Source organism: Pseudoflavonifractor sp. 60, from assembly GCF_009911645.1.
GTDB lineage: Bacteria > Bacillota > Clostridia > Oscillospirales > Oscillospiraceae > Lawsonibacter.
The window spans coordinates 33,635-40,314 of the sequence record NZ_QWKI01000132.1 but is presented as its reverse complement, the minus strand read 5'-3'; the positions used below and the strand labels follow the sequence as shown (position 1 = coordinate 40,314).

Annotated in this window: 7 protein-coding genes; 2 read left to right on the top strand and 5 right to left on the bottom strand. The window is 58.2% G+C overall.

All coding sequences use genetic code 11. The features are described 5' to 3' along the window. Positions 1-73 precede the first annotated feature (73 nt). Together D1646_RS14645 and D1646_RS14640 are read right to left on the bottom strand one after the other, a co-directional pair. Entirely contained in the window at positions 74-1,111 is a 1,038-nt protein-coding gene (locus tag D1646_RS14645; RefSeq protein WP_160637175.1) for an MBL fold metallo-hydrolase, read from the bottom strand. A 1-nt stretch (position 1,112) separates the two neighbouring features. Further along, positions 1,113-1,877, bottom strand: a complete 765-nt coding sequence (locus D1646_RS14640) for an ATP-binding protein (protein WP_160637174.1) — start codon at positions 1,875-1,877, stop codon at positions 1,113-1,115. Between the two features lie 274 nt (positions 1,878-2,151). On the opposite strand from D1646_RS14640, the gene rplM reads away from it, so the two are divergent. Further along, positions 2,152-2,583 carry a 50S ribosomal protein L13 gene (gene rplM, locus D1646_RS14635; protein ID WP_160637173.1) on the top strand — a complete coding sequence of 144 codons (432 nt, stop codon included), beginning with the start codon at positions 2,152-2,154 and terminating at the stop codon, positions 2,581-2,583. A gap of 14 nt (positions 2,584-2,597) precedes the next feature. After that, positions 2,598-3,002, top strand: a complete 405-nt coding sequence (rpsI, locus tag D1646_RS14630) for a 30S ribosomal protein S9 (protein ID WP_160637172.1) — start codon at positions 2,598-2,600, stop codon at positions 3,000-3,002. 174 nt (positions 3,003-3,176) lie between these two features. On the opposite strand, the gene D1646_RS14625 is transcribed toward rpsI, so the two are convergent. The 3 genes from D1646_RS14625 to D1646_RS14615 are packed head-to-tail and all read right to left on the bottom strand — an operon-like array spanning position 3,177 to position 6,602. After that, entirely contained in the window at positions 3,177-3,431 is a 255-nt protein-coding gene (locus D1646_RS14625; protein WP_160637171.1) for a hypothetical protein, read from the bottom strand. A 1-nt stretch (position 3,432) separates the two neighbouring features. Beyond that, positions 3,433-4,965: an aromatic amino acid ammonia-lyase gene (locus D1646_RS14620; RefSeq protein ID WP_201754695.1), complete on the bottom strand. Its 1,533-nt coding sequence runs from the start codon at positions 4,963-4,965 to the stop codon at positions 3,433-3,435. 59 nt (positions 4,966-5,024) lie between these two features. Beyond that, positions 5,025-6,602 carry a BCCT family transporter gene (locus D1646_RS14615; RefSeq protein WP_160637170.1) on the bottom strand — a complete coding sequence of 526 codons (1,578 nt, stop codon included), beginning with the start codon at positions 6,600-6,602 and terminating at the stop codon, positions 5,025-5,027. Between the last annotated feature and the right edge of the window lie 78 nt (positions 6,603-6,680).

Below are 6,680 nucleotides of genomic sequence, written 5' to 3'. Positions count from 1 at the left end.
GGGACGCGCTTGCTAGTAACATAGGGCTTTGCCCGCATATGAAATACCCCCGGCTTCGCCGGGGGATATTTATTTATGGCTTGCACCGGCCGCAGGGCTCATAGCCCTCCAGCACCGCCTGGAACCGGGCCAGAAAGACGACCTGGTTGTCCTCCTGGATATTCTTGGCGGAGGCGCAGTCGGGTAGATGGAACTTCTTTGTTCCGGCGTTGCCGACGTACATCTGAAGCTGGGGATTTCCGGTGGGATTGGTGGCGGTGTCTGCCTCCTTTTCGGTGCGGAAGGTGACGGTCTTCCCGTCGCTCTCCGCAATGACGTGGCCCTGCATATCAGTGCGGTAGACCTCTGTCCCTGCGTCCCGGAAGCGGCTGAGTACCTCCTCGGAGGGGTGGCCGTAGCTGTTGCCCTCCCCCACCGAGATCACAGTGTACTTGGGACTGACCTCCCGAAGAAACTGGTAGCTGGTAGAGGTGTCGCTGCCATGGTGGCCCGCCTTGAGGACGTCGGCCTTTAAATCGGCCCCGGTCTCGATCAGGTCCTTCTCCGCCCCCTTCTCCATGTCCCCGGCGAAGAGAAAGGAGACGTCGCCATAGTCGATCCGCAGGACAATGGAGGTGTCGTTGGTATCGTCGTACTCCTTCACCGGTCCCAAAATCTCCACCTCAGCGGAGCCCAGACTAAACTTGTCCCCCGACTCCGGCACCGTCAGAGATTTTCCCTGCTCTCCTAAGTACTTTACCATGTTTTGAAATACCTTACTGCTGTACTCGGTGACTGGGCACAGAGCCGTGTCTACCGAGGCGTAGTTCAGTGCGCCGGACAGACCGCCGATGTGGTCCTCGTGGGCATGAGTGGCCACCATATAGTCCAGGTGTTTGGCCCCGTGGCGCTCCAGATAGGCGTACACCAGGTCGGAGTCCTCCGCGTTTCCGCCGTCAATCAGCATATAGTGGCCGTCGCAGACGACAAGGGCGGAGTCCGCCTGACCCACATCAATAAAGTGGACTTCAAAGCTGCTGCCCTCCGGGGGCAGTTCTCCTGTCTGGCCGCAGGCGGCGAGGGAAACCAGCAGAAGCAGGGCCAGCAGGAAACCCGTCAGTTTTCGTTTCATCTTACTCCTCCAATTCCTCCGGCAGAGGCCGGCGGCGGTGTTCTACAGGATCCCAGGCGGGAAGGGGCAGGCGCTGCATGGCTCCAAAGGCCCGCGCCTTCAAGCCGGGATACCGGCCCTGGAGCTCATAAATCAGCTCCTTGATCTCCTGCCGCTTGGTGTTCCCGTCGGCGGGACAGCGGTTCTCTACCATGGGCAGCTCCAGCCGCCGGGCCGTGTGGCGGATCAGGGTCTCCCCACAGTACAGCAGAGGGCGTATCTGGGTTATGCCGGTCCGGTCCAGATAGGTGACTGGCTGGAAACAGGACAGCCGGCCCTCGAAGATCAGGGACATGAAAAGGGTTTCAATAGCGTCATCATAGTGGTGGCCCAGGGCAATTTTAGAAATTCCACGCTCCTGGAGGGCAGCGTGGAGAGCCCCCCGGCGCATCTTGGCACACATGGAGCAGGGATTTTTCTCCCGGCGCAGGTCGAAGATGATGTGCTGAATCTCGCTGTTTAATATGGTATAGGGCACATTCAGCTCCTGGCACAGGGCGGCAATGGGGGAAAAATCCAGCGGCTCAATGCCATCGGCGTGCCCCATATCCAAGGTAAGAGCTTCCACGGTGAAGGGGACGGGATAAAACTCCCGCAGCTTTGCCAGAGCAGCCAGCAGGGTCACTGAGTCCTTGCCCCCGGACACCCCAACCCCGATCCGGTCGCCCGCCTGGATCATATTGTAGTCCTCCACGCACCGGCGGGTCAGGGAGAGTATTTTGTTCATGGCACAGCCCCCTTTTCCCCAGCATTCTACCATAAATACCCGAATCTCCGCAAGTGAAAAACAAAAATCCAACGCGAGATATCAAGAGCATACAAGAGAAAACAAGAGAAAATAATAGATTATCGGTTTTTTCTAAAAAAATCTCAAAAAATTTATTGACACCAGATTGTCCCCGTACTATAATACAAAACGCTCCATTTGTTCACCGTTCGGGGCAAAATGCTTCCAAAGAGGCATTTTTTATATAAATGGAAAGAAATTGGAGGTTTCACCTATGTCCACGTTCATGGCCAAAATGGGCAGCACCCAGCGGAAGTGGTACGTCATCGACGCCGCCGGCAAGCCCATGGGCAAGACCGCCGTCATCGCCGCCGACCTGCTGCGGGGTAAGCGCAAGCCCGAGTTCACCCCCAACGCCGACTGCGGCGACTGCGTCATCATCATCAACGCCGAGAAGGCGGTGCTTACCGGCAAGAAGCTGGATCAGAAGTACTACCGCACCCACTCCGGCTGGGTGGGCGGCCTGAAGGAGACCAAATATCGCACCCTCATGCAGACCAAGCCCGAGCTGGCTATGCAACTGGCCGTCAAGGGCATGATGCCCAAAAACAGCCTGTCCCGCAACGCTCTGACCCGCCTGCATATCTGCCGCGGCGCTGAGCACAACCACGCCGCCCAGAAGCCCGAGCTCTGGGACGCTGAGTAAGGAGGATTTAGAGTATGTATAAGAGCAAGAAGCCTTATTTTTATGGCACTGGCCGCCGGAAGTCCTCCGTGGCCCGCGTCCACCTGTTTGAGAACGGCACCGGCGCCATCACCATCAACGGCCGCGACATCGACGATTACTTCGGCCTGGAGACCCTGAAGCTCATCGTCCGCCAGCCCCTGGTCACCACCAATCAGGTGGGCAAGGTGGACGTGGTTGCCACTGTCACCGGCGGGGGTGTCACCGGCCAGGCCGGCGCGATCCGCCACGGCATCGCCCGCGCCCTGCTGCTGGTCAGCGAGGAGAACCGCCCCGCCCTCAAGGCTGCCGGCTTCCTCACCCGCGATCCCCGTATGAAGGAGCGCAAGAAGTACGGCCTCAAGGCCGCCCGCCGTGCGCCTCAGTTCAGCAAGCGCTGATTTCTCGTGAACGCCCTGGAACTGCAAGGGATAATCCCCATAGAGGCACAACGTGAACCGGGGCTTGGGACAGACTCAAAAATAACAGCGCCAGGAGGAATCAATCCTCTTGGCGCTGTTACTTTTGTTCTGTCTGTAAATTGTGATGTGATCTTATCCAATAAGTTTTTTCCACTAACGGCAGAACTCCGATTTGCGGAACAAAGACCGCAGCAACACGATCCAGCCCCAGGAGACAGACAGCGCAGGCAGACAGGACAGCACAACCGCTTTGACAGGATGAATATCGCTAAAGCAGATGGGACCGAAGAACATGATGAACAGGACCACCATCATCACCAGCAGGGTTATCTTCTCCCGCGGGTTGTTGGGGGGTGTGAGAAAAATTTTTTTCAGGTCAATCTCCACTCTGGCAGCTTCTTTTTTCATATTAGCTCAGCGCTCCTGTCACTCGCTCCGCCACCCGGATCAGTTCACCCGAGTGGATAAAGTCCTTCAGGTACTCGATGCAGGGATGGAGCAGCATATCCTTCTCCATCACCGGCACGGTTTTACCAATCTCAGCCAGCACCGCTGCCGTCGCTGGAGCCCGGCTCACGTCCGGGTCCACGAACTGCTGTACCTCAAAGACGCCCAGCAGCTCGATGGCCAGCATATACTCCAGCTTTTCCGCCATAGGCCCCGCCTTTTTGCAGGCGTTGTAGCCCATGGCTACATAGTCCTCCTGGTTGCCGCAGGTAGGGGTGTTGTCGATGGTGGAGGGGGTAGCCAGCATCCGCATCTCGTTGAGCAGGCCGGCCTGGACATACTGGGGAATCATCAGCCCGGAGTTCAGCCCCGGATTCTTAATGCAAAAGTAGGGGTAGCCGGACAAAGAGCCGTCCACAATGCGGTTGTTGCGCCGCTCGGACATCTTTGCCAGCCCCACAGCGGCGATACAGGCGCTGTCCATCTCCATACCTACATAGGCCGAGTCGGCGTTGCAGGCGGAGATCACGTCCTCATTGCCCTTCTCCGGCCAGATAATGGGGTTGTCACAGCAGGAGTTCATTTCAATCTCAATGGTCTTTTTGGCATCCTCCAGGGTTTTCCGGGCCGCGCCGTGGAGCTGAGGGATGCACCGCAGAGACAGGGCGTCCTGCACCCGGCTCCCCTTGTATTTTTCCATGATGCCTGAGCCTTTCAGAACCCGCCGCACATTCTCCGAGGCGTTGAGCTGGTCAGGATGGGGTCTGACGGCCATCACCCGGGGATCAAATGCGTTGATAACTCCCTTCATGGCCTCCAGGGACATGGCCCCCACAATGTCGGCGGACTTGGCGGCGTTGAGCATATCATACAGGGCCAGTGCCGCCATGGCGGTGGCGCTGGTGGTACCGGAGACCAGGGCCAGCCCCTCCTTGGAGCTGAGTTCCATGGGTTTCATGCCCGCCCGCTTCAGGACCTCCGCCCCCTCCAGCAGTTCACCCTGCCAGTAAGCTTTCCCCCGGCCCAGCAGGACCAGGGCCATGTGGGCCTCGGGAGAGAGATAGCCCACACTGCCGTCGCCGGGGGCGTATGGTGTCAGCCTGGCGTTGAGGAAATCCCGGTAGCGCTCCAGCACACACATCCGCACGCCGCTGTAGCCCTGGCCAATGTTTTGCAGCACCATGAGCATGATGCCCCGCACCCGCTCAACGCTCAGGGACTCACCCACCGATACGGAGTGGGACAGGATGATATTTTCCTGGAGCTGAGCGGTCTCATCCTTGTCAATCGCCTTGGTACACAGCGCACCGAAGCCGGTGGTGACACCATACATCACCCGCTCTTCCTCCACCCACTGCTCCACCAGAGCCCGGGAGCGCTCCACACGCTCTATGTACTCCGGAGAAAACTCTACCTTCCGCCCGAATCGGGCCACGGAGACAAAGTCGTCCAGGGTTATGGGTTCGCCTAACACCAGTGTTTTCATTTCTTCCATATCGAAACACCTCGCTATTTTGTTTATCATAGGGCCCGCCAGGGCGAGCCCCATGAAAGTCAGCCTTCGATTTGGTCCATGCTGTCTACAATATCCTTCTTCGTCTCGGGGTCGAAGAAAAATACCTTAAAGGCTGCGGCCACCTGGAAAATGAACACAATCAGCACCACAAAGCCGCCGCAGGCCGCCAGATACTTCACGCCGTCCACGCCCTGGGCGCCGCCGCCGAACGCCACCATGATGCAGGCGATCACGCCGATGGACACGCCCCAGACGATCTTCTGCCAGATAGCCGGTTCCTCGTCGTGGCGGGCGCCCTTGGTACACAGGGCTGCAATGGTGGTGGACATGGTGTCCGCTGTGGTGGAGAAAGCGGCAATCAGGGCCAGAATGATAACTGGAATGATAATCATGCCCAGTGGCACATTTTTCAGGAACTCCCACAGACCGGTAGCGGCTCCGCCGTCCTGAATGGCGGAAATGATGTCGGCTTTGCCGCTCTTCTGCCACTCCAGGGCGGTGGAGCCCCACACGGAGAACCACACAAAACCGAAAGAGGCAGGCAGGATCCAGTTGACGATGAGGAACTGGCGCACGGTGCGGCCATAGGCGATGATGGCGAAGAAGATGCCCATCAGGGGAGCGTAAGCAATCCAGAGGGCCCAGTCATACATGGTCCACCAGGTGACCAGGGCGGAGCCGCCTACGGTGTAGGGGTCAAAGCCCCACATCCAGAACCGGTCCAGCCAGTAGCCCAGGCCCACGTTGGCCATATTCAGGATGTACACAGTGGGGCCGATGATGAACAGCAGAACCAGCAGCACATAGAAAATCTTGGAGGTCAGGCCGGCCAGCCACTTAATGCCCTTGTCGATGCCGGTGACTGAGGCAATGGTAAAGGTGATTGTGATGATTGCGGTGAGGGCAAACCAGACAATGGGGCCCTGGGCCACGCCGTAGGCGGAGTAGAGGCCGGAGCCGATGAGGGCCAGTCCGGCGCCCAGAGAGGAGGCCAGACCCAGCGCGATAGCCAGTACAGACAGAACGTCCACCAGCACCACCCAGATACCCTTTGTGAACCGCTCGCCAAAGATGGGGGTGAGGGAAGCGGCTACCGACAGATCTTTCTTGCGGTTGAAGTACATGTAGGCGATGAGCACCCCGGACAGGGCGTACATGGCGTAGGGAATGAAGGTCCAGTTGTAGAAGCAGCGGCCCATGGAGAACAGCTCCGCCTCCTGGGTCAGGGGGGCGATGCCGTAGCCGTCCAGCTCGCCGTAGATATTGCCATAGTAGATGAGTACCTCGTTGACGCCGTAAGTAATCAGTCCGGTGGCGATGCCGCCGGTAAGGGTCATGGCGAACCAGGAGCCAAAGGAGTGCTTCGCTTTTGCCTCCGGGCCACCGAAGCGGATTTTACCCACCTTGGTGAACATGAGCAGGCAGGCCAGCAGCAGGGTTACCATCGCAACAATCTGATACAGCCAGCCAAAGTTGCTCAGGGACCATCCGAAGATCGCGTAGGTGACGTTGGTCAGCCAGGCGTTGTTGACGATACCCAGTAAGGCAGCGCCGCCGATGACCACAAAGCAGGGGATGAATACATTCCATCGAATCGGTTTATTTTCATGCTTCATGTGTTTCTCCGTATGCGGCGATCAGGGCCGCATACTCTCCTTTCTTTTAGCTTGCTTTATTTAAAAGCAAATTTCAAG